This is a genomic window from Halogeometricum borinquense DSM 11551, assembly GCF_000172995.2.
Taxonomy (GTDB): Archaea; Halobacteriota; Halobacteria; order Halobacteriales; family Haloferacaceae; genus Halogeometricum; species Halogeometricum borinquense.
The window spans coordinates 523,944-547,547 of record NC_014729.1; the positions used below are offsets into that span (position 1 = coordinate 523,944).

Annotated in this window: 28 protein-coding genes; 12 read left to right on the plus strand and 16 right to left on the minus strand. The window is 61.6% G+C overall.

Translation table 11 applies throughout. From position 1 onward, the window contains the following. Nucleotides 1-457: 457 nt before the first annotated feature. Nucleotides 458-2,275 (minus strand): translation initiation factor IF-2, encoded by a 1,818-nt coding sequence (gene infB / locus HBOR_RS02700; RefSeq protein WP_006055274.1) that lies wholly within the window; start codon nt 2,273-2,275, stop codon nt 458-460. Nucleotides 2,276-2,779: 504 nt separating this feature from the next. Between infB and HBOR_RS02705 the strand changes: the two genes are divergently transcribed. Further along, nucleotides 2,780-3,025, plus strand: coding sequence for a PRC-barrel domain-containing protein (locus HBOR_RS02705; RefSeq protein WP_006055273.1), 246 nt, complete (start codon nt 2,780-2,782; stop codon nt 3,023-3,025). An 18-nt stretch (nt 3,026-3,043) separates the two neighbouring features. Continuing rightward, entirely contained in the window at nt 3,044-3,502 is a 459-nt protein-coding gene (locus HBOR_RS02710; RefSeq protein WP_006055272.1) for an NOB1 family endonuclease, read from the plus strand. Between the two features lie 66 nt (nt 3,503-3,568). Here HBOR_RS02710 and HBOR_RS02715 read toward each other — a convergent pair whose 3' ends face one another. Beyond that, a complete protein-coding gene (locus tag HBOR_RS02715) occupies nt 3,569-4,318 on the minus strand; it encodes a CPBP family intramembrane glutamic endopeptidase (RefSeq protein WP_006055271.1) in 750 nt (249 codons plus the stop codon). 89 nt (nt 4,319-4,407) lie between these two features. Then, nucleotides 4,408-5,700: a hypothetical protein gene (locus HBOR_RS02720; protein ID WP_006055270.1), complete on the minus strand. Its 1,293-nt coding sequence runs from the start codon at nt 5,698-5,700 to the stop codon at nt 4,408-4,410. A gap of 126 nt (nt 5,701-5,826) precedes the next feature. Between HBOR_RS02720 and HBOR_RS02725 the strand changes: the two genes are divergently transcribed. Continuing rightward, nucleotides 5,827-6,360, plus strand: a complete 534-nt coding sequence (locus tag HBOR_RS02725) for a hypothetical protein (protein ID WP_006055269.1) — start codon at nt 5,827-5,829, stop codon at nt 6,358-6,360. Nucleotides 6,361-6,387: 27 nt separating this feature from the next. Here the strand turns inward: HBOR_RS02725 and HBOR_RS02730 are convergent, their stop codons facing one another. The 3 genes from HBOR_RS02730 to HBOR_RS02740 form a co-directional block, all read right to left on the minus strand. Further along, nucleotides 6,388-7,071 (minus strand): TVP38/TMEM64 family protein, encoded by a 684-nt coding sequence (locus HBOR_RS02730; RefSeq protein WP_006055268.1) that lies wholly within the window; start codon nt 7,069-7,071, stop codon nt 6,388-6,390. Beyond that, on the minus strand, nt 7,068-7,766 hold the full coding sequence (locus tag HBOR_RS02735) for a CDP-alcohol phosphatidyltransferase family protein (protein ID WP_049890433.1): 699 nt from the start codon (nt 7,764-7,766) through the stop codon (nt 7,068-7,070). Before HBOR_RS02735 ends, HBOR_RS02730 begins: the two co-directional genes overlap by 4 nt. A 71-nt stretch (nt 7,767-7,837) precedes the next feature. Next, nucleotides 7,838-8,446, minus strand: coding sequence for a GNAT family N-acetyltransferase (locus HBOR_RS02740; protein ID WP_006055266.1), 609 nt, complete (start codon nt 8,444-8,446; stop codon nt 7,838-7,840). 82 nt (nt 8,447-8,528) lie between these two features. Between HBOR_RS02740 and HBOR_RS02745 the strand changes: the two genes are divergently transcribed. Further along, entirely contained in the window at nt 8,529-9,005 is a 477-nt protein-coding gene (locus tag HBOR_RS02745; RefSeq protein WP_013440463.1) for a DUF5812 family protein, read from the plus strand. 12 nt (nt 9,006-9,017) lie between these two features. Here HBOR_RS02745 and HBOR_RS02750 read toward each other — a convergent pair whose 3' ends face one another. Then, nucleotides 9,018-9,932, minus strand: a complete 915-nt coding sequence (locus tag HBOR_RS02750; RefSeq protein ID WP_006055264.1) for a glycosyltransferase — start codon at nt 9,930-9,932, stop codon at nt 9,018-9,020. A gap of 58 nt (nt 9,933-9,990) precedes the next feature. Further along, nucleotides 9,991-10,377, minus strand: coding sequence for a hypothetical protein (locus tag HBOR_RS02755; RefSeq protein WP_006055263.1), 387 nt, complete (start codon nt 10,375-10,377; stop codon nt 9,991-9,993). Between the two features lie 147 nt (nt 10,378-10,524). Here HBOR_RS02755 and secF point away from each other — a divergent pair, with 147 nt between their 5' ends. The 4 genes from secF to HBOR_RS02775 all read left to right on the plus strand — a co-directional run bounded on the left by secF (nt 10,525) and on the right by HBOR_RS02775 (nt 13,872). Next, nucleotides 10,525-11,415, plus strand: a complete 891-nt coding sequence (gene secF / locus HBOR_RS02760) for a protein translocase subunit SecF (RefSeq protein ID WP_006055262.1) — start codon at nt 10,525-10,527, stop codon at nt 11,413-11,415. Then, nucleotides 11,415-12,986, plus strand: coding sequence for a preprotein translocase subunit SecD (locus tag HBOR_RS02765; RefSeq protein ID WP_006055261.1), 1,572 nt, complete (start codon nt 11,415-11,417; stop codon nt 12,984-12,986). Before secF ends, HBOR_RS02765 begins: the two co-directional genes overlap by 1 nt. A gap of 172 nt (nt 12,987-13,158) precedes the next feature. Then, entirely contained in the window at nt 13,159-13,368 is a 210-nt protein-coding gene (locus tag HBOR_RS02770) for a DUF7511 domain-containing protein (RefSeq protein WP_006055260.1), read from the plus strand. Nucleotides 13,369-13,503: 135 nt separating this feature from the next. Then, nucleotides 13,504-13,872 carry an Hsp20/alpha crystallin family protein gene (locus tag HBOR_RS02775; RefSeq protein ID WP_006055259.1) on the plus strand — a complete coding sequence of 123 codons (369 nt, stop codon included), beginning with the start codon at nt 13,504-13,506 and terminating at the stop codon, nt 13,870-13,872. Nucleotides 13,873-13,919: 47 nt separating this feature from the next. Here the strand turns inward: HBOR_RS02775 and rnhB are convergent, their stop codons facing one another. The 6 genes from rnhB to HBOR_RS20240 all read right to left on the minus strand — a co-directional run bounded on the left by rnhB (nt 13,920) and on the right by HBOR_RS20240 (nt 18,471). Continuing rightward, nucleotides 13,920-14,594: a ribonuclease HII gene (gene rnhB, locus HBOR_RS02780; protein WP_006055258.1), complete on the minus strand. Its 675-nt coding sequence runs from the start codon at nt 14,592-14,594 to the stop codon at nt 13,920-13,922. Nucleotides 14,595-14,695: 101 nt separating this feature from the next. Next, a complete protein-coding gene (locus HBOR_RS19855; RefSeq protein WP_006055257.1) occupies nt 14,696-14,860 on the minus strand; it encodes a hypothetical protein in 165 nt (54 codons plus the stop codon). A 72-nt stretch (nt 14,861-14,932) separates the two neighbouring features. Further along, nucleotides 14,933-16,216, minus strand: a complete 1,284-nt coding sequence (locus tag HBOR_RS02790) for a tRNA pseudouridine(54/55) synthase Pus10 (protein WP_006055256.1) — start codon at nt 16,214-16,216, stop codon at nt 14,933-14,935. 183 nt (nt 16,217-16,399) lie between these two features. Then, nucleotides 16,400-16,711 carry a hypothetical protein gene (locus HBOR_RS02795; RefSeq protein WP_006055255.1) on the minus strand — a complete coding sequence of 104 codons (312 nt, stop codon included), beginning with the start codon at nt 16,709-16,711 and terminating at the stop codon, nt 16,400-16,402. A gap of 546 nt (nt 16,712-17,257) precedes the next feature. Beyond that, nucleotides 17,258-18,301 carry an isocitrate lyase gene (gene aceA, locus HBOR_RS02800; protein WP_006055254.1) on the minus strand — a complete coding sequence of 348 codons (1,044 nt, stop codon included), beginning with the start codon at nt 18,299-18,301 and terminating at the stop codon, nt 17,258-17,260. Continuing rightward, the gene (locus HBOR_RS20240) at nt 18,298-18,471 is read right to left on the minus strand and encodes a hypothetical protein (protein ID WP_241432356.1); all 174 of its coding nucleotides are present in this window, start codon (nt 18,469-18,471) and stop codon (nt 18,298-18,300) included. The genes aceA and HBOR_RS20240 overlap by 4 nt, the downstream gene beginning before the upstream one ends. Before the next feature lie 353 nt (nt 18,472-18,824). Here HBOR_RS20240 and HBOR_RS02810 point away from each other — a divergent pair, with 353 nt between their 5' ends. Together HBOR_RS02810 and HBOR_RS02815 are read left to right on the plus strand one after the other, a co-directional pair. Then, complete coding sequence (locus tag HBOR_RS02810) at nt 18,825-19,778, plus strand: ABC transporter ATP-binding protein (RefSeq protein ID WP_006055252.1); 954 nt, start codon at nt 18,825-18,827, stop codon at nt 19,776-19,778. Then, nucleotides 19,775-20,542: an ABC transporter permease gene (locus HBOR_RS02815; protein ID WP_006055251.1), complete on the plus strand. Its 768-nt coding sequence runs from the start codon at nt 19,775-19,777 to the stop codon at nt 20,540-20,542. The genes HBOR_RS02810 and HBOR_RS02815 overlap by 4 nt, the downstream gene beginning before the upstream one ends. Here HBOR_RS02815 and HBOR_RS02820 read toward each other — a convergent pair. Continuing rightward, entirely contained in the window at nt 20,524-20,844 is a 321-nt protein-coding gene (locus HBOR_RS02820; protein ID WP_006055250.1) for a hypothetical protein, read from the minus strand. The two genes, HBOR_RS02815 and HBOR_RS02820, sit on opposite strands and share 19 nt — an antisense overlap. A 138-nt stretch (nt 20,845-20,982) precedes the next feature. Here HBOR_RS02820 and ggt point away from each other — a divergent pair, with 138 nt between their 5' ends. Beyond that, nucleotides 20,983-22,668 carry a gamma-glutamyltransferase gene (gene ggt, locus HBOR_RS02825; protein ID WP_006055249.1) on the plus strand — a complete coding sequence of 562 codons (1,686 nt, stop codon included), beginning with the start codon at nt 20,983-20,985 and terminating at the stop codon, nt 22,666-22,668. A 29-nt stretch (nt 22,669-22,697) separates the two neighbouring features. Here the strand turns inward: ggt and HBOR_RS02830 are convergent, their stop codons facing one another. Beyond that, nucleotides 22,698-22,904, minus strand: a complete 207-nt coding sequence (locus HBOR_RS02830) for a hypothetical protein (protein ID WP_006055248.1) — start codon at nt 22,902-22,904, stop codon at nt 22,698-22,700. Nucleotides 22,905-23,045: 141 nt separating this feature from the next. Between HBOR_RS02830 and HBOR_RS02835 the strand changes: the two genes are divergently transcribed. Next, complete coding sequence (locus tag HBOR_RS02835; RefSeq protein ID WP_006055247.1) at nt 23,046-23,549, plus strand: hypothetical protein; 504 nt, start codon at nt 23,046-23,048, stop codon at nt 23,547-23,549. Nucleotides 23,550-23,604: the final 55 nt, after the last annotated feature.

Consider the following 23,604-nt stretch of genomic DNA (forward strand, 5'->3'; position numbering starts at 1 on the left):
ACCTATACACCACCAGAAAAAATCAAGGAATTAGCAAAAGAAGCACAAAGCAACCCTCTGAGAGACGCTTCTCTGCTTCTCCCCCCTCTCAGTGCTTTTGCGTTATCCGCTTACCCAAAGTATGGTGTTTGGGGACTTGTTTTGACAGTGTTAATCGGCTTAGTTTCAGTATCACTTGCCCAGTATTTTAAATAATAATTTTTATCGCGGGTGTCGGGGCGGCCGATATTGCGTGAATTAATCGCCACGCTTCTGGCGCGGACACCCACCCCCTATCCAGTGAGGAACTGAAAGCCGCCCGCGCCAATTTCGACGGGGGGAGTCGTACCGCCTTCGGATGATTATGGGCGTAGGGAGAGAGGTAGCGCGCAGAACATATATCAGATTGGTAGAGTAGTATGGCGCGTTCGCTCCGATAGGCCCGCAAATTGTCTACACAATTGGCTACACAAAACAGTTACTTCCCCCAGAAGGGGTCACGCTGTCGGTGTTTATCCAAATATCCAGTCAACGCTTCGAGTTCGTCGGCGGGAATCTCGTCGGACAGTTCCTGTTCGAGAATCTTCGCGTGTTTCTCGGGCAGTTCCGTCCAGAGTTCGTCGCCCTCCTCGATCTGTCGGCCGACCGTGGGGCCGTCGATGGCGACCGAAACGCGGTTGCCCGCGCGGGCTTCCGAAACGTCCTCGCCCTGCTCTTGGATGCCGGAGAGTTGGCCGACGCGGGTGGTTTCGTTGCCCTCCCACTTCACGACGTTCGCGTTGTTTTTCAGCGTCCCCGAGAGGACTTCGACGCCGACGACGGCGGGGCTCGACTGTCGGAAGACGTGATCTTCGAGGATGCGGAACCGGCAGGGTCGCATGATCTTGTCCAGCACCGTCTCCTGCTGGGCGCGCTTGCGTTCCTCGACGAACTCCTCGTACTCCTCGATGAGTTGGTAGATAACGTCGTCCTTGAACAGACGCACGTCGCCCGTTTTCTCCAGTTCGTCCTCGGCGTTGGCGAGTACGTCCACGTTGAAGCCGAGGATGACCTTGTTCTCCATCTCGCGGGCTGTCGAGGCGACGGCCACGTCGCGCGGGGCAACGTCGCCGACTTCTGCGCGGAGAATCGGGACTTCCGCTTCGCGCAGCGCGTTCGCCATCGCCTCCAAACTGCCGAGGGTGTCCGCCTTCACGACGACACCCTCTTCTTCGGTATCCACTTCGATTTCGGCCAGTTCGGACTCAACCTCGGCGATAACGTCGTCTACAGGCTGGTCGCGGACGACGCGAATCGGCGCGCCCGCCATCGCATCATCGAGATCCGGAGCGGCAATTTTGATACCCGCGGCGGCGCGTACCTCTTCGACCTTATCGAACCGTTTCTCGGTTCGAATCTCGGCGTTCGGCCGCGGTTGCAGGAGGGCCCGAACTTCCGTGACGATAGGGCCGTTGACACCGCCGACGACGATCGTGTCGCTCTCGCGGACACTCCCGTCGTACAGGACAACGTCTACTGTCGCACCGAACCCGCGCTCTTCTTTCACTTCGAGGACGGTTCCCGCGCCGGGACCGCCCACGTCTACGGCCATCTCCTCTTTCATGTATCGTTGGGAGAGACCCATGAGAACCGCGAGCAAGTCAGGAATCCCTTCGCCGGTCATTGCCGACAGCGGGACGACGCCGACGTTCTTCTGGAAGTTCTGCACGCGCCAGTAGAGGTCCGCAGAGAAGCCTTCGTCCGAGAGATTACCGATTATCTCGTAGAGGTTCTGGTCCAGTCGTTGCCGGGCGTTGTCCGACTGGTTCTCGTACGTCTCCTGAATGGGTGATCCGTCGTTCGGGTTCCATCCGGGCGTCGTGTCAATTTTGTTGGCGGCGACCACGAACGGCGTCCCGGTTCGCTTGAGGATGTCGAGCGCCTCGATGGTCTGCGGTTGGAATCCGTCGTTAACGTCAACGACGACAATGGCGATGTCGGCCAGTGCGCCACCGCGTGATCGAAGCGTCGAGAACGAGTGATGCCCGGGCGTGTCGATGAACAACAATCCGGGAAGGTCGAAGTCGTCCGGATTGACGAGACTGCCGGCCATCTGTGAGACCGTATCTAGCGGAACCGCCGTAGCGCCGATGTGTTGTGTGATCGCGCCTGCTTCGCCTTCCGAGACCGCAGAGCCGCGAATCTTGTCGAGCAGCGTCGTCTTGCCGTGATCGACGTGCCCGAGAACAGCGACGATGGGGGTTCGGAGTGCGTTCGATTCAGTCGTGGAAGGAGCGTCGGCGTCGGTGTCAGACATGAAAAATCACTCCGAGAAGTGTTCTATATCGATACGCAGGGGGCACCGAAGTTAAGTCCATCGTCACGTCCGGACAAGCGCCAGCGCGAGACGTGAGGACGCGCCGGATTTCGGACAAATCGACGGACAGTCCAGTTTTCCAGACTGCCCAATACGCTTTGATTCCTCCGTCTGTCCCTCTCATCGATACGTCTCGCCATTGACTCGCGACCTGTAATTACCAATTTACTATTTGGAAGCGACCAACTAAGTACCAATATATCGCTCTCGGACATCACAGAATTACCAATATATTACCACTGCCGTTTTCGCCGGGACCAATCTATGACGCCTCGGGACTGTCCCAGTACCAACTTATTGCGACCCGATCACTAGAACATACCAAATTATTACCACACTGTCACTCCCTCATTACCGCCTTATTACCAGCTTGCTACCGCTCGTCGGACGGTCGTCGGACGGTCCCCGTGGCACTTATGTTACCGTGGTCGAATACCTCTCCTCATGGCCGATGTACTCGCCGAGAATCTCTCCGGGAAGGCCGTCATGGGTTCTGACGGGACGGAGCTCGGAATGCTGTACAACATCACGATGAATCTGAAGACGGGGAAGCTCCACGATCTGCTCGTCTCGCCGCACGAGGAGATTCATCCGGATCAGTTCTCCTTCCAACAAGACGAGCAGGGGCGCTTTTGCGTCCCCGTCTCTCGGGTCCAAGCCGTAAAAGACTACATCGTCGTTCAACGATAGACAGGGACAACACTGCCGATGCAGGTTCTCGACTCTTCCGCGTTCATCCACGAGTACCACACCGACGACCAGACAGCCTCAATTCCGCTCGTCAGCGACGAGTTGGAGGGAGAGGCTTCCTTCCGCTTCGACGCTATGGAAGGGGCGGGGATGCACATCCACATCCCCGCGTCGGGAACCGTCGAGAAAATCCGGCGCGCTGCCGGGGAAACTGGCGACCGAGAGACGCTCTCGGACACAGACATCCGTCTTCTGGCCGCCGCGTTCGAACTTGACGCGACTCTCGTCACCGACGATTACGCGATGCAGAACGTCGCCGAACGCGTCAACGTACACGTAAACGTCATCGCACAGGACGGTATCGAAGAACAGCGCGACTGGCGGTTCCAGTGTCAAGGCTGTGGCCGCGAGTTCGACGAACACAAAGACCGCTGTCCCATCTGCGGGATGGAACTCGCGCGGAAGAATCCGGCGTAACGGCTGCGACAGACAGCTCAACGCCATCCGCGCTTTCGGGAAATCCGGTCCACTGAGCGGTGCGTATCACACTGACCCTACAAGTCCAACCGCCATCGCGTAGGTGGCGGCGAACTGGACGGTGTTGTAGAGCCCGTGCGCGACGACGGGGACGACTAGGCTCTCGCTTTTCTCGTAGACGATGCCGAGAACGCCGCCGAGAATCAGGACGACGATGAGCGAGACGACCGCCCCCTCACCGGTAAAGGAGGTGGCGTGGATCGATGCGAACGTCAGACTCGACCCCGCGATAGCGAACGGGACGCCGTACTCACGCCGGAACAGTCCCTGCACGACCCCACGGAACACCAGTTCCTCCGTCGGTGCGACGAGGAGCAGCGTCACCGGGATGTAGTACAGCAACAGCACAGGCTGGCCCTCCGCTGTCGCGGCAACTGCGCTGTCACCGCTGTCGATTCCCAACGCGGTGAGGCCGACGTTGATGGCCAGATAGAGGACGAGGAGGACGCCGAACCCGGCGGTGATCCACTTCAGATCGCGCAGCGACGGCACGCGGCGGTACACTAACTCCCACTGGTCAGTCACAGTGAGGTAGCCGACGGCGGCGACGCCGAAGCCAACGAACTGTGACCCACTCCGCAGGGCGATGTAAAGCGCGCTCCCGCGGTCGATACCGACCGTTCGGAAGATGGCTGTCCCGAAGGAGACGAAGATGCTGGCACAGAGGAGGACGAGGACGACGACGAGAGCAACGCTCCCGAACGCCCGAACGGGTGCGGGAAGGTCGCTGGTTTGGGAGGACACGTCAGAAGCCATGTCGTTGCCGGCCGTAGGATGCGGTGGCGGATAGGAATGCCGGTCCCGACAGCGGATTCCGTGAGCTGACTATGTGAGGGCGATGCTGGTCATTCGACGACCAACTGCGTCTTCTCGGATACTGCGTCGGCCTCCTCGAAGTCGCCGCCGCCGAGGAGTCCACGCGCGGCGCGCTTGCCCCACTCGACGGCCGGTTGGGTAAACGTCGAGACGCCGGCGAGTTCGCCGTAGAGGACGCACGCCGCTTCCATCCCGTAGAGGAGTTCGCCCAGTCCGCGTTCGTCCACGTCGTCGATTTCGACGCGGATGTTCGGCACGCCCGCGGCGGCGAGACTCGCTTCGGTCGCCTCGAACTCGGCGTCGAGGAGGTCGCCCAGCGACGACCCGCCGAGATAGGAGAGACCCTCTAGGTCCGTCTCGGGAATCGCTCTGTCGTCGCGTTCGGTCGGTCGAACGAGCGTCACGAGTTTGTCGCGCGGCCCCGCGCGGTACAGTTGCAGTTGGGAGTGCTGGTCGGTCGCGCCGAGCGCGCGCGCGGGCGTCTGTCCGAGGCCGTCTTTTCCGAGACTCTCGGCCCACAGCTGGGCGAACCACTCTGCGAAGTACTCCAAGTCCTCGCTGTAGGGCATCATCGCGTTCGTCAGCGCACCGCGGTTGGCGAGTGCGTAGGACGCCGCACCGTACGCGTACGCGGGCGATTCAAACAATGATCCTGAGAGGCGGTCGGCTTCCGCCTGCGCGCCCGCCAGAAGCGCCTCTAAGTCGTGTCCCTGAATCGCGGCGACCGCGAGCCCGACTGTCGAGAGAGCGGAGAAACGACCGGGGACACCGTCAGGTACCGGCAGAGACGGCAGGTCGTGTTTCGCCGCGAGATTTCGGAGATTGCCTTCCTCGCCCGTCGTGACGAACGTGCGCTCGGTCCAATCGACGCCCGCTGACTCCATCGCGTCGCGGACGACGAGGAAGTTCGACAGCGTCTCGGCCGTCGTCCCCGACCGGGAGACGACGTTGACAACGGTCTCCGAGAGCGAGAGCGAATCGAGAAGACGCGTGACGTGTTCGGGGTCCACGTTGTCGAGGTAGTACGCCTCGGGGTCGTCCGGGCCGGAGAGACCCGCCGAGAGCGTCGCCGCACCGAGTGCGCTTCCGCCGATGCCGACGGTGACGACGGCTTCGGGTGACTCGAACGGTTCGACGGCAGCACGAATCGCGTCAGGATCAGCCGTTTCTGGGAGGTTCAACGCAGCGTAGCCGTGTTCGGCGTCTGCGCGCCCCGCTTCGATGGTTTCGTGCGCGGCAGCCACCTGTTCGTCCAACCGTTCGAGTGACGCCTCCGAGACACCGGGCGTCGTCGAAAGTATGTTGCCGAGGTCAACTCGCATGCGTGAACGCGCGATGGCGGCGGGCAAAAAGGTGGTCGTCATTCGGCCAACGCCGGCAACCGAACAGCAGCCGAAGCCGAATCACGGACCGGTTCGCTCAAGAGTCGGGGACACCAACATCCGGCGATGGCCTCGGGATACAACGGCGTCTTCGGGGCGTTCCCCTACGCCTTTCGGCAGAGTCGGTCGCGCCTGTTCAAATCGTACGTCGTCTGCAGTGCACTCGCCGTCGCGTTCATCTCGCTTTTCATCGTTATCGCTCTCATCGTTCTCGTCGGGCAGACGGCGGCCATACAAGGCGGACAACTAACGCTCTCGCGGGCGTTTTACATCGTCGTCGGCCTTCTCGTTATCCTTCCGGCGGTTGCGCCGACGCTCGTCGTCGCCCGCCGACACCGCCGCGGCATCGAGTCGTCGCCACGGTACGAGGTTGCGTTAGCTATCGCTGGGTACCTGTTCTTGCTCTCGCTGTACCTCGGTGCCGTCGCGTCGATGCCTGAGACGTTCGTCCTCGACGGCGAGACGGTCGCGCGCCCAGCGCCGACGGGATTGTTCGCCCCCGTGATTTCGCTTCTGTATGCGATTCCACAGGCGTTCTCGTGGTCGGTTCCGCTGGTGGGCGCACTCCTCGTCGCCGCTGCCCACAAACTGTTCGGCTAACTTTTCTCACAGCCTCGCCGCCGACTGCTACGACCCGACTGCGGTGAACCGCTCGCGGGCGGCGTAGATGCTCACCGAGAGCAGAGCGATGACGCTGAGGATGGCGAGTGCGGTCGTCGTCTGTCCCGCGGCGAACTCGTCGCCGACGAGCGCGACGAGCGCGAACGTTGGGAGACGACCGACGGCAACGAGGGCGATGAATGTCCGGTAGCGGAGCGTCGTTATCCCGGCCAACGCGCAGATGGCGTCGTCAGGAAACGTCGGCAGGAGGAAGACGGCGAACAGACCGATAACGCCGTGTTCGGCGGCGAACGAGTCGAACCGGTCGAGTACGTCGGCGGCGATGACGCGTTCGACGAACGGACGACCGTACCGCCGCGCGAGACAGAACACGACAGTACTGCCGATGACGACGCCGAGCATGCTGTACGCCGTTCCGGCCACAGTTCCGAACAAATAGCCGCCGACGATACCGAGCGTCTGCCCCGGAATCGGAGCAAACACCACCTGCGCCGTCTGGACGATGATGAACCCCGGGGCAGCGTACGGTCCGAGTCCGACCACCGTCGCGCGAATCCATGCGGGATCGAAGATGAACGACGCATACCGTCGGACGGAGACTGCGCCGATAAAGAGGAGAAGACAGCAGAGGCCGAGTCTGCGGACGGTCGTCCGCCTCGCCGCTGAGGACGCAAATAGCCTCGTCCTCATACGATGCCGAGTTCGAGACCGAGACAGAGAGCGACGGTGACGGCACCACCGACTGCGACGAGGAAATGCGCGTTGTCAGTCTTCGGTGCTTTGTACTCCGAAGTCATCAGCGGGCAGACGGCGACGATAGTGAGGCCCGCAACCCATCCGTTCCAGAACGGGACGAACTGGAGGAGAAAGTAGTTCACGAGGACAACGAGGTGGGTGTGGACCACCGTCGTCCCGTGGTAGTAGCTCGTGTCGCCGTCGCCGACGAAGCCCTCGTCGTTATGTCGAATCAGGCGCAGGCCGCCGAACATGAGGACGACGAAGCCAACGACGGCGCTGGCAATCCAGTGCGGGCGCATGGCGACGTGGTAGACGAGCGCGGCCGAGACGAGGTAGGTGAAGATGTCGATAAAGGAGTCGATCTGTCGGCCGAACGACGACGGCGTTCCGTGTTCGCGCGCGTAGTAGCCGTCGAGTTTATCGAAGACGAACCCACCGAGGACGGCGACGATACCCCAGTTGACCTCGCCTTGGACGAACAACACTGCACCCACCCACGCCCAAAACAGCGCGGCGAGACTCAACCAATCGGCGACGGTGAGTCGCTGGATCATGTTGTCGCCCGTTGACGACCGCACCACCCGCCGCGCCCGCGTGTCGAGTCGCTCGGTCCACCCGCCGCGTGCTGACCTCCCTTCGCTTGACATCGTGGCTCTACTCGGACCACTCGGCGGGAGACGTATAAAATTACGCACCTAAGTACATAATACAAATAAATCTATATACGAATATAGGGATACTGACTGCTCCCTTCCGCTCCCAACTGCTCTATTGACCGGTGGGAGAGGGGGCCGACTCGATAGTAGACGTGTTCGTGTACGGCTTCGAAGCCGTTCGCCTCGAACAGCCACCGTGATGGTTTGTTGTCGCGGGCGACGAGCGCGTGGGCGGCCGTGGCGTCGCGGTCGGCCGCCCATTCGCGCGCACGAGATACCAGTGCAGTGGCGATGCCGCGGTTGCGATAGTCGGGTTGGACGAAGACGCGGCGGACGTACCCCCCGTCGAACCGAAGCGTCTCTTCGAGTGGATGAATGCGGTGTCGGGTGTCCAGACTCACGAACAGGTAGCCGACGATGGTCTCATCGTCCAGGGCGCAAATGACTCGTTCCTCCGGCAAGAGTTCCGCGAACGCTCCGTACTCGTTCCCCACGTCCTCGCGCGTTCGCGTCTCGAAGCGGACGCCATCGGCGTCGTTACCGGCACCTCGGCCGTCTGTTGGGTCCGCGATGTACTGGTACATCCGCGTCCCCGTGATACCGACGCGTTTCAGCGTCTCGTACACTCGTCGGGCGTGGTCGGTCCGCGTCAGTCGCCACAGCGCGGGCATGTCGGAGGCGTCCGTGCCGAACGCGATAACTCCTCGGATGGGGACGAAACCGGGAAAAGGACTCGTGGCCTACTCGTCGGCGATGACCGAGGACGAACGGGTCGAAGGGACGTTTCTCGTAACCGCCGCGGACGAGGACTCTGCGGTGCTGAAGAACGTCGAGAGCGGGCAGGTACACACGCTGTCGTCGAATCCCGGCGTCGAACGCCACGACGCCGTCGAGGGAGTGGTCGCTCCCGATCCGCCGATGAACGTGACGTACCAACTCATCGAAGTCGAGTCGAAGTGGGGACTCTCTATCGAAGTCTCCGAGGAGTCACCAACGGCGGATTCACGCGATATCGCGGCCGACCAGCCGGTCGGTGATCTCACTCGAAAGGAACGCGCAGGAATCGGTGAGATTCACGTTATCACCGTCCCCGAGGGGGAGACCGAACAGGCCGTGTCGGACGTGGCCGAGGACGAGGAGAACACGCTATCGCGGGCCGCCCGACTCGGCGTGAACCGCGTCGAGATCCGATCCGATTCGGGCGTCGTCGCCGTTCGGTACATGCCCTGAGAAAGGCGACTGTTACTCGACAACCTCCACGTCGTACTTGCTCCGCCAGCGATAGCGCCGCCCGCCCCAGACGAACGTCCGACGCACGAGACCGTACAGGAACAGCGGCAGTTGGAGCATCATCGCGGGATATCCAAGGAGAGCGGTCCACCGCCGGACGCCGAAGAAGGCGTAGACGGCAACCGAAAGGAGCGTCGAGAGGACGAAAACCAGAACCGGAGACAGCGCACCCATGACAGTGAACAGGGCGGCGAGTCCGAGTATCACACCCATCCCTCGCGGTTCGTGCCGATAGACGATCTGCGAAAACCGGACGTGCCGCTCTGCCGATTCGCGGATGCTCCCCCCGACCGGGACGAGACGCGCCCGGCGCAGCGTGGTCAAATCGAGATGTTCCGAGAGAAGGCCATCGTCACTCACCGTTTGGCAGAGTGCCGCGAGGAACGCCGTTTCGCCGATATCGTCTCGTTCGAACATCACCGCCCCACCCCACGCCTTGTTGTCCTGGTACGTTCCCAGCGTCCCGCCGATAGCGTACAGCGGTTCTGTCAGCGTCGAGAGCGGGTCGCGGCCGACGAAGAACGGCACTTCGCTGACCGGACCGTGCCGTTCGTAGTCGGCGTGCAAGGAGTCCAACCAGTCCGGCGGATGCACGAAGTCGTCGTCGGTCCACACGATTCTGTCGTGTCGTGCGGCCCCCATCCCGACGGCGATGGCGTTCGCCTTGCCCGAACATCCCTCGGGGTCGCCCGCTATGACCAGTCGGACCCCCTCGGGGAGGTCGTCCGCGCGGGCCGCCACAGGGTCGGCGTCGTTGTCGCAGACGATGAGGAGTTCGTCGTCGGGTCCGAGTTGTGACGCCACGTCGTCGCAGGCGTCCGTCCACCGAACGGTGGGGAGGAGAACGCTCGTTGGTGGGGTGCCCATGCGTAGTTCTTCCCACAACAGTACTGTAAATCAATCGACCTGTCTCGGGCTTCCCTGCTTAGCGTTCCTCCCGTGTTTTTCCGGTCGTCGCGTTCGGACCGCCCTCACTCTGCACCTGCCATCCGCCCGCCATCTCTCCGGGTTCTGTCTCGCGCGTCGTATACTCGATTTCGGTGTCCGAGCCCATCTCTCCCGGTCCATCGACGGACTCGATGCGAAGCGGAACATCCAGCGAGTTCCCACAACAGCCAACGTCTACGAACTCTTCCCACGTGTGGCCGAGCGTGAGGTCGTCCAGCACTCGACGGAGATACTTGCGGAACCGGTCGGTGTCGAGTTGGTCGCGCGCCCACGCGCTGAGTTCGTCCGGGTAGGAGATAACGACACGCTGGGCCTGCTCGCGTTTGTTCGGAGCCGCTGTCGTGTCTGCCTGTCCATCAGTCATACGTTCTTCTACGATTCCTAGTGGTAAAATTTCTCATGGATGCGAGTCTCATGGGGGCACGGCTCTCGGTGTCGCTCCGCAGTATCTCCGGTCTAATGGTGCGGTCGTATAAGAAGGCTTATTCGGGAGCTATGACCAACGCCACGCATGGTCGAGTTTACGGTACCGGAAGTCGACTACACCCGGTACACGAATCGCCAACTCGCGGCGGTCCCCCTTGCGGTGTTGGCGGTTGCGCTCCTCGTCGTCGCGGGATGGTACGTGGCGACCGGAGCCCCGGTTAACCAGGGTATCGAGTTCACTGGCGGCACCGAGATACAGGTCGTCGTCGATGACGCCTCGAACCCGCATGCACAGATTAACGACGCGTTCACGGCCGAACCCGAATCGATTCAATCCGTCCCTGCGGAGGGGTCACTCTACATCGTCACCTTCCAATCCGAGGACGGCTCGTCGGGAGCGGTCAATTCCAACACGTTGGAGCAACAAGCCGAGAGTGCGGGCTTTGAGGTTCGCTCTATCTCCTCTGTGTCCGCCAATTTCGGCAGTGACACACAGTGGCTCGCTCTCGGCGGCGTCGCGGCCGCTTTCCTCGGGATGAGCATCCTCGTCTTCGCTATGTTCAGATCGTTCGTGCCATCTATCGCCGTCGTCATCTCGGCGTTTTCGGACATCGTCATCCCCGTTGCCTTGATGAATATCCTCGGCATCGAACTTTCGCTCGGGACGGTGGCAGCCCTCTTGATGCTCATCGGGTATTCGGTGGACTCGGATATCCTGCTGAACAACCACATCCTCCGACGCTCCGGTGACTTCTATGAGTCCACCTACCGCGCGATGCGGACCGGTGTGACGATGACGCTCACGTCCATCGCGGCGATGATCGTGATGACCATCACCGCGACGATCTTCGGTATTCAACTGCTCGCGGCCATCGGGACCGTCCTCGTTTTCGGTCTCGCGGCCGACCTGATGAACACGTACATGCTCAATCTTAGCCTGCTTCGCTGGTACAAGTTCGAGGGGGTGAGTCGGTAATGGGACGTCTCCGAGACAACTGGCGAGTCCTGCTCCTCGTCGTCTTCCTCCTCGTCTCGACGTTCGCGCTGTTCTCCCCCACACTGGCGTCCGAGCCCGCCAATGCGGCTCCCGGCAACGCAACCGCTACCGGACCGACGAATCTCAAGTTCGGTCTTGAACTCTCCGGCGGGACGCGCATTACCGCGCCGCTCGTCGGACTGACGGCCGAAAATGTCCAGTTCAACGACGATGAACCGCGCGTCGTCGAACAGAACGTCGCCGCCGAACTCGAAGGCGCAACGTCTTCTGACGTCACTGCGCGACTGTCTGCGAACGCCAGCACAGTCGAAGTAACGGCCGAGAACATCACGGAACAGGAGTTCCGGTCTGCACTGGATGCGTCGGGCTACCAGTACGAAACGGTCCGAGAGGGCGTCACTGCAGCGACGCGCGAGGAAGTCGTCGGCGTCCTCAACGACAAGATCAACGAGGCGGGTCTCTCCGGCGGATCGGCCCAACAGGTGACGACGGCAACCGGCCAACACTTCATTCGCGTCGAAGCGCCGAACCGCGATACCTCCGAGGTCCAGAAACTCGTCTCCGAACGTGGTACCGTCGTCGTCAAAGCGTACTACCCCGTCGAACAGAACGGTAGTACGACGTACAAGTCGAAAATTGTCCTCGAACGTGAGGACTTCCAGGACATCGGGACTGCACAGGAGACACAGTCCGGCCCTGCGGTTCCGGTTACTGTCAAAGAGTCCGTCGCGCCCGAGTTCCAGCAGACGATGGTGGATACCCGCGTCGCCCGTCCCGGTGGGTCGCGGTGTGAGTACGATCAGAATCCCAACAGCACCGAGTCGTGTCTCCTCGTCGTCGTTGACGGTGAGGTGGTGAACTCCTTCGGTATGGCTGGTCGTCTTGCCGGGAGCATGCAGCGAGGCGAGTGGGCGAAAGACCCAGGCTTCCAACTGCAGACGCTCAGCATGTCCGAAGCACAGCAGGTTGCGATCAACCTCCGCGCGGGTGCACTCCCGGCGAAACTCGACCTCTCCGGTGAGGACGGCGGTACGACGTCGTACATCTCGTCGGGTCAAGGTGCGAGTTTCAAAATCGACTCGCTTATTACCGGCATCATCGCCGTGCTCGCGGTCAGCGGTGTTGTCTTCGTCCGCTACAGCGACGTGAAAGTCGCCGCGCCGATGATCGTCACCGCGCTCTCAGAGGTGGTTATCCTCCTCGGGTTCGCAGCGGCTATCGGCTATCCGCTCGACCTCTCGGTCATCGCCGGGTTCATCGCCGTCATCGGGACAGGTGTGGACGACCTCATCATCATCGCAGACGAGGTCATGGCAGAAGGTGAGGTGTCGTCGCGCCGCGTCTTCCAGTCGCGCTTCCGCAAAGCGTTCTGGGTCATTGGTGCGGCCGCCGCCACGACCATCATCGCCATGTCGCCGCTGGCAGTGTTGTCGCTCGGCGACCTGCAGGGCTTCGCTATCTTCACCATCCTCGGCGTTCTCGTCGGGGTTCTCATCACGCGACCGGCGTACGGTGACATCCTGCGCGCGCTGACGACGAACGACCGCTAAGCACGCCAGCATTCTCGATTCATTCTGACTTCGTCGGGCTTTTTTCACTCCGAAGACGACCTAACTCTGTAGGCGATTCATTGAGGTGATGATGCACCTACGAGATGGTGTACAGTGATTCGACTGAGTTGCCCGTCATACGCGGGAAACGACGAAGCTGCCGATATACACGATGTCCGCTGATTGCCCCCTGACCAGTAACGCAGGCACCGCCCCGTTTGCAGATCCTCCGACGGAGGCGCTGGTCGCCACAGTTGTCGAGTACGACGACGAACCCGACGAGTGTACCATCTATCCCCTCCACGCAGACGAAGACGAACGAGTTACGTCGTGGATTTCCGCGAAGCGTGGCTCGTACGTCCAGTTGGATGAAATGCGCTGACGTCCCGATCTAACCGGGCTTTCGACCCTGTCTGAACGACAGCGAAACGTTTCGTTCGATCCTGGTTTTGGAAATATACAAAATGTTTTTTCTACATCAGAACATAGTATCGTACGGGAACAGGGGTGAACAGCGATGCTGCCCGAACGTCCCACAAACGCTTGGACACAAGGTCTCGACCTCCCGAGCAGACTGTTCTCGACCGGTCGTAACGACTACGAACTGTACGAAGAGGACGGCGAGTTCGTCCTGAGCGTAGAGATGCCGGGCTTCGACCCCGAAGAGATCACCGTCACGTGGGACGACGCCGTCCTTAACGTCGCGGCTGAACACGAAGACGAGGCACGCGGCCGTCGCAAGACGTACCACCGTCGGTTCCGCTTCCCGAAAAACGTGGATGACGAGGGGATCGCCGCGACGTACAACAACGGTATCCTACAGGTGACGCTCCCGGTCGCCACAGGAACCACGGCTGCCGGCAAGCAGATCGAGATCGAGTCCTAACGGGGAGTACGCGCTCTGCTCCCGATTCGCGGATCTGTTTTTTGTACTCAGAAATCCGCGAGCGATGACTGCGCCGCCGCGTTGAGAACATCGTCGCAGGTTGCCCACGACGCTCGCGCGCAGTCCGGTAACTCGCCCGTCTCGCTGACGTACGTGCGCAGGAACTCCCTCGTCGTGGGGTCGCTGGGATACCCGCTTCCGACCGGTCCGTAGTCCTCGTATCGCTCTCCAATCGTCTCCATGAGCGTGTCACGCCGCACCTTGGCGACGACGCTCGCTGCGCCGACGTGTGGATACGTTTCGTCCGCGCGGTGTTCGGAGACAACGGTCACGTCCGTTCCCTCATCGCCCACGCCGGTTCGGACGCGCCTACCGAACCGGGATTCGTCCACGTCACCCGCATCGGTCACCACCTCGTCTGCATCTTGCGCGACGGCCGCGACCGCCGCGACGTGTGCGGCCACGGTCAGCGAGTTCATGTCCGTCGTCGGGTCGTCGATACGTACCGGATCGATGGTGGCGACGCCGACGGTCACATCGTCTCGTCCCCGGAGCGTTTGGTCGATTTCTTCGCGCTGCGCCGACGTGAGACGCTTCGAATCGTCGATTCCGTCGGGGAGTGCGTCCGCTGGTGCGCGTACCGCCGCGGCCACCATCGGGCCGAGGACGGGTCCCTTGCCCGCCTCGTCGCTGCCGATGCGGACGGGCGACTGGTCGGTCATGCCTCTCGGAGTGCCCGGCGACGACTAAGCGGTTGCGATGTCGGGAAAGAACGGAGACGGTGGCGGCGTCGCGCCGGACGGACGCGACGGCGACGCGTCGTTCAGTCGTCTGCGACGTGCGGTTCGGCTGGCTCGGGGTCCGGAGACTCCTCTTCGGCCAGTTCGTGCGGTTCGGCTTCCTCGTCGTCCATTTCCTCCTCCTCGGTACGGAGTTCTTTCTCGACGAGTGCTTCCCACTCGGGACTCGACTCACGGTGATGGCACATGGTATCCTCCCGCACGAGACGATTGGACTGGAGTGTGCTAAATCTTGGGTGGCGAAAACGGAGGCAGGACGCTCAGTCGCGGAAGAATGCTTCGTCTTCGAACTCCTCGTCAACGCCGTACACGCCGGTTACGTCGAGTGCCGTCACTTCGGCATCGACGCCGAGGATGCCTGCGAGACTCGGATTCGTTCGTCCGTCGTCACCGGAGACGAGTTCTTTGATGTAGAGACCGCCCGCGCCGTGAATTTCGACAGTCGCGTGGCGTTCGTTCTCCCACTCGCCTGTCGCCTCGAACACCTCTCGGGTCCGCGTGAGGGCGGCGCGGCGGTGGTCAACACGGTTCGGCGTGTACTGTTCGATGGTCGCGCCGTCGAGTTCCTCAAGAGCGTCTGTCAGTTCCGTCTCCGAAACGTCGTCGCCGAATTCGACTTCGGCGCGGTAGCGTTTCGAGGCGTTCAGTTCCTTCACCCGCTCGACCATGTCGTACTCGGCCAGACGGAGGCCTTCAACCTCGATTTTGCCCTCCGCGAAGGCGTTGATATCGCCCTCCAAGCGTTCGACATCTACGTTCCGGCGGCGGGGCTCCATCACTTCGATGACGAACGGCCGTCCCGTCCCGACCATCAGGGCATCCACGTCTTCGCGGCCCGCACCGTGGAATTTCGCGTCCGTGCCGTCCATCACGTCCATGACGACGGGCGCGCTCAGTCCCTCGACGCTGTCTTGGTACATGTAGCCCGTGCCGTCGCATTTGTCGCAGGGTTGCTTGCCGAGGTAGCCTGAGCCGTGGCACTTGTTACACGGCCATTCGGTCTGCGGAATATCGCGTTCGAGTTTGCGATAGCGCCCGTAGACGAACGTCGAGTTCACTTCGACTTCCACCGTGTCGGCGTCGATATCGAGGAGGAACTGCACGTCTGGACGGCCGAACTCCACGTCCGTCTCGGTCAGGCGGCCGAATCGCTTGCCGACCTCGCGGTTGAACTCGGATTTGAACAGTTCGCCCGCATCGTCGGGGAGTCCGGCACCCTCGCGCAGGAGGACTTCGTTCTCTTCGACCAACGGCGGCGCGCGCGTCCCGACCTGATACGTGTCGAATTCCACGTCTTCGACCGACTCGGCGCACCGTTCGGCCCAGTCGTCGAATCGGGCGCACTCACCCTCGCACACCCAGCAGTCCTCGCGGGCCACGTCCTCGGGTTCCTCGTCGTCTTCGAGGGCGGCGGCGACGCGGAGGCTCCGGCCGCGTTCGGCGTTCGTCAAGCCGTAACTCTTGTCGGCAAAGACGCGGCCGAGGCAGGGGTCACAGATGGGTCCCTGTGCGGCGAGTTCGCGCGCGTCCTCCAAGATACTCATACCGAGTGATACGGTGGCGCGCGTTTCTGTCTTCCCCTTTCAGACGACGCTTGTACGAGTGTCCGCTGAGTCAGGGAGAAAGGACTGAAATGGGGAAGGACGGGACCGAGATGGGGAAAGGAGGGACCGAGGTGAGATGAGTGGAGGGCCGAAGTCAGGGGTGCATCCGCAAGTGTGAGTCGCCTACGCCATCGACACCTCTCGGACCTCCTTCACACCGAACCCGGCTTCGAGAGCGTCGGCAACGCTTTCGGCGTCGGGTGGGCCGCTGACGCGCAACGCGGCGTCGAGATCCACGCGCATGTCGTTCAGTGCGGGTCGCAAACCGCTCACGTCTACGCGGTCCACGCTGGCGACGCACTCCACGGCATCGAGGCGGGCGCGGACGCCCTCCTGTAAGTCGCCGTCCGCATCGCGCGTGACGAGGACCGTCAGCGAGGCGGCAACTGGGTAGTCGTCTTGCTGTGCATTCTGGCTGGGTTGGGTGATTGCCATAGGCTCCCGGCGCGAGTCGAACGCGCACCTCGTGTCGTCTGTGACGACACGCGACTGCCGACACGGAAGCGGTCCGGTCTGGATGCTCCGTGCTCAGCACGAACACAGGCCGCGCGAGAAAGGGGGAACGAGCCCGATCCGTCTCGATTGTGAGTGACACGCGAGAACGGAAACCGGGTACCCGGACCCCGTCCGCGCGGCGCGTGGTTATGCGCCGAGCGCGGACCGGACGCAGAGGGAACTGGGTTTTCCATTTTCGGAAAAGCCCGTGTAAATGACCCGTACCATCCCCTCACCGGTTGCGGCGGCCGCAGTCGCGGCTGCCCCAAGTGGCGGATGGCGTGTGATGGTATTCCGGGTCATCGGTTCCTCTGCCCGCAGGGTCGCGGGACTCAGTTCGGGAGACGACTCCGTTTCACTTAACGTTTGTTCAGGTGTGGGAAAAGGTAGCAAAGTATACCCGGCGCGAACGCATGAGCTACGATGTTCGCTCGCCGGGCGGTACGTCCGATGCCCACGGAGTACCGGTTTGACGCAATCGCTCGGTTAGTCGTCGCTCTCGATGGGGGTGCTCTCCTCTTCGGAGAAGCCCTCGGAGTTCTCGATACGGTTGCGTGCCTCGCCGTCGAACTGCATCTCCGTCTCTTGGTAATCCGAGACGAAGGAGAGTTCGTGGTGCGATTCGGTCGGGTGGTCGAGGTAGCGTCCTTCCAGGTCGAACTGCGCTTCCTCGTCCGTTTCGGCCAGCGCGCGGAAGTCCTCGTAGACGCTGTGTGCGCCCGAGTGCAGGCCGAACAGCGTGATGAAGATGTACTCGTAGCCGAGGTCCCCGAGTTCCTCGAACGTGAGTGGGTCTTCCTCTTTCGACCACGCAAACGACGAGGAGTAGTTGAACGCTAACTTCAGATCCGGATGCGTCTCGTGGATGGTTTCGGCGTAGTTGACCGCGTCCTCGCGGGACGGGTCGGGCATCTCGGGCCACACCATATCGACACCCGCGTCGGCGTATATCCGGCCGCGTTCGAGATGTTCCTCCCAGTCTCCGTTCGACGACCCGTATGCGTCAGTCCGGGCGATGATGAACGTATCCTCAGACTGCTTTGCGTCCACAGCCGCCTCGAAGCGCGCGCGGGCCTTGTCGCGGGAGATAATCTGCTTGCCCGCGATGTGTCCACACCGCTTGGGCGTCGTCTGGTCCTCGATGTGGATGGCGGCGACGCCGGCCTTCTCGTACTCGCGGACGGCACGGCGGACGTTGTGGACGCCGCCGTATCCCGTGTCACAGTCTGCGATCACGGGCAGATTCGTCGCCTCGACGATGCGCTTTGCGTTCTCGACCATTTCGGTCATCGTGACCATTTCGAGGTCCGGGAAGCCGAACTGACCGAGAACCGTCGAGTAGCCGCTCATGTACGCGGCATCAAGGTCGGCGAGTTCAGCCAGACGCGCGTCGAGCGCGTGGTAGATGCCCGGTGCGAAGACGAAGTTCTGCTCGTCGAGCATCCGCCGGAACTCCCGGGCCGACGGATTGTCCACGTCGCGGGTGAACACGTCAGCGCCCGTCGTTCGCTCGTATGGGTCCTCGCTCATTGGTTTTCCTCCATTCGCGTCTCGATTCGGTCGAGTTGCGTCCGGAGGGCCGCGATGTCGCGCCGGAGGTTTCGAATTTCGTTGTCAGATGTCTGTTCGGTCGGGTCGATAATGAACGGGACCAGTGGGGCCTCCATGTTCTCTTCGTCGTTCGGGCGATCTCGGGTCATCGGTCGGGTCGTACGTCGGGTCATGTGTTTCGTCATCTGGGTCGTGTCGGTGGATCTGGGATGTCTGTCGAGCGATTCGGCGTACGGAACGTGTGTCGATGGGCGCGTACTGCGCCGGGTACTGCCATCGGGTGTCACCTCATCTCCCGAATTGAGGCTCTCGTAGATAAACATAATGATTTATAGTGATAATATTCTTTAATTAGGTTTATTCCTACCATCCAGTAAGTGTGTGGTTAATTAACAAGGGAAAGGTCCACAGGACAGTTTCTACCTCATCTCTCACCCCGCCCGCGCACACAGTTCCGCGTTCGGTGCGCTTAATCCGTCCAATCGTCGATAGCCGGTATCCGATGTCTTCTGCGATAACGATACGCGACTTGCGCAAGTCATACGGCGGCGTACAGGCGTTGGACGGCGTTGACCTCGACGTGCCTGAGGGCTCATTTTTCGGGCTTCTCGGCCCGAACGGCGCGGGGAAGACGACGTTCATCAACATCCTCGTGGGTCTCGTCCGCAAATCCGGCGGCGAGGCACGCGTCTTCGGTTACGACGTGGAGGACGACTACCGCGAGGCCCGCGACAGAATCGGCCTCGCACCGCAAGAGTTCAACGTGGACCGCTTTTTCCCCATCCGCGAAGTCCTCGAACACAAGGCGGGCTATCACGGAATCCCCGCGGACGAGGCGCGCGAACGTGCCGACGAAGTCCTCAAACGCGTCGGTATCTACGATAAGCGCGACACGCGATTCGACTGGCTCTCCGGCGGCATGAAGCGACGCTTCGTCCTCGCGCGTGCGCTCATCACAGATCCGGATCTCCTCATTCTCGACGAACCCACCGCGGGCGTGGACGTGCAACTCCGCCACGAACTCTGGGAGACCATCACTGAACTGAACGATAGCGGGACGACCATTCTCCTCACGACACACTACATAGAGGAGGCGGAACGCCTCTGTGACGAAGTGGCAATCCTCGACTCCGGTCGCGTCCTCGAAGTCGCAAGCCCGGACGAACTGATGGACCGCGGCACCGACGACATCGTGGTGACGCTCCGAGATCAACCGACCGCGGTTCCGGACTTCACAGTCGACGACGAGAGAGTCGAAGCGGTCGAACTCGACGGCACGAGACTCGTCGTCACGGCGCGCGAGGGTGGGCTGGTCGCCCCCGAAGTAGTCCGCCGCCTCGACGCCGCAGGCCACGAAATCGTGGACCTCGAAATCTCCCGAACGTCGCTCGAAGAAGTGTTCGTGGAGATGACGAGACAGGACGAGGGTCGCGCGACGATGGAGGTAGAGCAGTGAGCGTCGAACGTACGGGTTTTCTCGCCCTGCTCAAGCGCGAGGTACTCCGATTCGTCCGCCGTCCGAGAAACACGTTCGTGCCGCCGTTCATCACGAACGTCCTCTACTTCTCGGTGTTCGGCGTCATCCTCGGCGAGCGAATCAACGAGATTGCGGGCGTGCCGTACATCCTCTTTATCCTCCCCGGCCTCATCGTTCTCGGAGCGGTGTCGAACGCGTTCGAGAACGCATCCTTTTCGATTTTCCACGGACGGTGGAACCGCTACATCGAGGAAGTTCTCACGTCGCCACTGTCGTATCGGTCGATGGTCGGCGCGTACGTCCTCTCGTCGGCGACGCGCGGCATCTTCGTCGGCGCACTCGTCGCAGTTATCGGCGTCTTCTTCACTACTGTCGGCGTCGTCCGCCCGTTCTATCTCATCGCGTTCATGCTCGTCATCACTCTGTTATTCGCAAGCCTCGGCGTCGTCGGCGGTCTATGGGCTGAGGACTTCGACGATCTGACGATGATGAACCAGTTCATCCTCCGGCCGCTGGTGTTCTTCGGCGGCGTGTTCTACTCGCTGAACGAACTGCCCGCGACGCTCCAGCAGGTATCGCTCCTCAATCCGATGATATACATGGTCAACGGCGTCCGCTATGGCTTCCTCGGCGTCAGCGAAGTTGATCCGAACATGTCACTCGCCGTCCTCGTCGCACTCACGGTCGCCGTTTCGGCGGTGAACGTCGCTCTGTTCCGCCGCGGCTACGGGCTCACCGACTGACCGAACCGACCACGAGCGCGGTCAATATCCGCTGTTACCGCCGAATCCGCCGCTTCGGCTTTCATCTCTTTCTCCCGACGGCTCTCATCGTCGTTGCCGTCTCCGGAAGGAGACTCTCGGCGTTGGCCGTGTCTGTAGAGAATGAGTACCGCGCCGGAGAGCGCAACGGTAGTGAGCGCTCCCGTCAGTAACTCCGTAGATACCCCGCCGACGAGGTGTGAGGCGAGTGCGAGGGCCGCACTGCTGAACGTGATTCGCCACGTCCACGGAGACCCCGCGAACTTGGTGGTATCGTCTTCCATACGGATATTCTTACATGACTGTCATATATGTCTTCCGTGGCCCGGGCAGACGGCGGGTCCCATTGTCCTCCCGCTCGATACCCACCCTGCTGTGCCCCTTGGAGTGGACTTTTTCTCCCGCATTCAAAACTAAATATCATGAATATTGACGAAAACGCCGACATAGACCGCTTTACTTCACGGCGCTCGACGGTGTACGGGCAGCGCGGCGTCGTCGCTACCAGTCAGCCACTCGCGTCGGCGGCGGGTATTCAGATGCTCCGCGAGGGCGGCAACGCCTTCGACGCCGCCGTCGCCACCGCTGCGGCGCTCAACGTTGTCGAACCAACATCTACAGGCCTCGGCGGCGACGTATTCGCTCTCTACCGGACGGCAGACGGCGACGTGGGTGCGATGCGTGCCTGCGGCGGCGCACCCGCCGAGGCGACGATCGAGAACGTCCGCGAGTCTGTCGCCGAAGAGAACGATGTAGACTCAGAGGATGCCGAGATGCCCGATACGGGCGCACACACCGTTACCGTTCCCGGAACGGCCCGCGGGTGGGAAGCCACAGTCGATGCGTTCGGCCGACTGACACTTGCAGATGCACTCCAGCCGGCAATTCGGTACGCCACGGATGGCTATCCCGTCAGCGAAGTCATCGCCGACGCGTGGACGCACGGCGAGGAGGTGTTCGAGACTGACAACGCTCGTGAGGCGTTCCTGTTCGACGACGAGGCCCCTGACGTGGGGCAGACAGTAACGTTCCCGAAACTCGGCGCGACGATGGAACAAATCGCCGAGAAGGGCGCGGATGTCGTGTACGAGGGCGACATTGCCGAACAAATCGCAGACGAAGTGCAGTCGCAGGGCGGATTCATGACTGTCGATGACCTCGCGGACTTCGAAGTCGAGTTCCCCGATCCGATTTCCACGACGTACAACGGCGTCGAAGTCTTCGAACTCCCTCCGAACAATCAGGGTCTTATCGCGCTGGAAGCGCTCAATATCGCCGAGGAAATCGGCGCACACGAGTCCGAACTCGGCTCTGCTGACCGGATTCATTACTTCGGAGAGGCGATGAAACTCGCGTTCCACGACGGCCACCGTTACATCACTGACCCTGCATACGAGGAGATTCCACCACTCGCCTCGAAAGAATGGGCCGAGAAACGCGCCACAGCGATTGGTGAGGAGGCCAACGACGATGTGTCGTTTGGCGTTCCGGACGCCAGCAACGAAGCTCCCGGAAGACAACGGCCGCCGAACCCACAAGAACCTCCAGAGCCGCCTGAGGATTCGGACACGGTCCTTCTGACGGTCGCCGACGACGAAGGCAACGTCGTCTCTTACATCAACTCCCGATTCGCTGGATTCGGATCCGGTCTCGTCGCGGGCGACACCGGAATTGCCCTCCAGAACCGCGGCAGTTCGTTCTCGTTGGATCCGTCCCATCCGAACCGGCTCGAACCCGGAAAGCGGCCGTTTCACACGCTCATCCCCGGTCTCCTCAAGTTCGACGAGGACGACTGGGCGGCGTTCGGTGTCATGGGTGGCTACATGCAACCGCAGGGGCACCTGCAAGTCGTCTCGAACATCGTCGATTACGGAATGCCGCTACAGGCGGCGCTGGACTTTCCACGGTGGCGTTACCGTGAGGACGGATCGCTCGCAATCGAGGAACGAACCGGCGACAGCGTCGGAACGAAACTCACGCGTCGCGGACACGATGTGCGACTTCTCTCCCCGAGTCTGTTCGGGGGCGCACAGATCGCGCGGAGCGACCACGGAACGCTCTCGGCGGCGACGGAACCACGAAAAGACGGGAATGCACAGGGGTACTGAGCCGATTCGGCCGACGACTCACGTCCGACTCAGGCAGACGTGAACGCCCGGCGCGTGACGCTCGCCGACTTGACAAGTAATGCGGCCCCGGAGAGGAGGACGATGCCGAAGGCGAGTTGCCACGGCGGTTCGTTCGAACCGAGGACGTGGACCAATCCGAGTCCAATGAGGAGGGTCCCGAACATCGTTCCGAGGAGGCTAGTCAGGACGCGGCCGACTGCTTTGAGGGAGACCATTGTTCGAGAATGTTGTCAACAAATCAAAACATTGTGCTGTTCGGAACCGCTTCGGGAAGCAGTCAATTCTGTCGCACTGTGGTTGAGACGCCCGCGACCGACGGAAGTAAACGATACGCGCGCCTACCTGCCTGTCGAGAGATGTCTCCTGCGGACGGCCCCACTGGAAAACGAGAAGACCGCCATGGCTTCGACGACACCAAGAGTCCGATTACCGATGCGCTTGGGAAGTTCGTTCCGCAGGCCATCGTCAAACGAAGCCTTTCGCTTTCGGTTCGAACGGACAAAGAGACGTACGCACCCGGCGAACCAGTCGAACTGACGGTCGAAATCGAGAACCGACTGCCACTCCCTGTCGCCGTCCACACCCCGACACATCGTCTGTGGGGGTGGACCGTGGACGGCGAACTGGAGGCCAGCGACGAACAGATCTACCTGCCCGAGTCGCCGTCGAAACTCTCCTTCCGTGCGGGCGAGCGTAAAGTACTCACCCAGACGTGGAACGGTCTCCTCAAACGGGTCGGTGACGACGATACGCCGACTCGGTGGGTCGAACCGACGTGCGGCGTCCACGAAATCGGTGCGTATCTCGCACTTGACGGCACTCGACCCGAAGACACGACAGAGATTCGAATCGCTGATTGACGCCGTTTCCCTCCACCGTCTGACGGAAGCTTCCCCCCAACGTCTGACGGAAAAC